Source organism: Streptobacillus felis (genome assembly GCF_001559775.1).
GTDB lineage: Bacteria > Fusobacteriota > Fusobacteriia > Fusobacteriales > Leptotrichiaceae > Streptobacillus > Streptobacillus felis.
In genome coordinates this window covers 1-432 of the sequence record NZ_LOHX01000186.1, presented here as the reverse complement: position 1 = coordinate 432, position 432 = coordinate 1, and the positions used below count along the sequence as shown (strand labels likewise).

Annotated in this window: 1 tRNA gene; it reads right to left on the bottom strand. The window is 29.9% G+C overall.

Annotated elements, in window-relative coordinates:
• Positions 1–294: 294 nt before the first annotated feature.
• Positions 295–371, bottom strand: a tRNA-Asn gene (locus AYC60_RS03555).
• Between the last annotated feature and the right edge of the window lie 61 nt (positions 372–432).

Here is a 432-nt window from a genome sequence, read left to right as displayed (position 1 = left end):
TAAAGTAACCTTGCATGCCCCAAAAACATCCTCCAGCTAAATATATTTTTCTCAAAAAAATCACCTCTTTTTTATTTGCCATTACAATTATACCATAATTTACTAAGAAAAAAAAGAAAACTAATTAAAAAATAGACTATTCATTTTTGATTATTAATCGATATGTTTCACCTTAAGAAATGAATTTGAAATAAGGCGGAAATGATGATTTTATTAATAAATCTTTCATAAGATTATAAAAAAATAAAAAAGGGCAACAAGCCCTTTATGTATATAACTTAAATAACAATCAATTGGCGACCTTGGAAGGACTTGAGCCTTCGACCCTCTGATTAACAGTCAGATGCTCTAACCAACTGAGCTACAAAGTCAAAAAGAGTTTGGCAACTACCTATTTTCCCTATTACTAAGTATCTTCAGCGTACACAGACT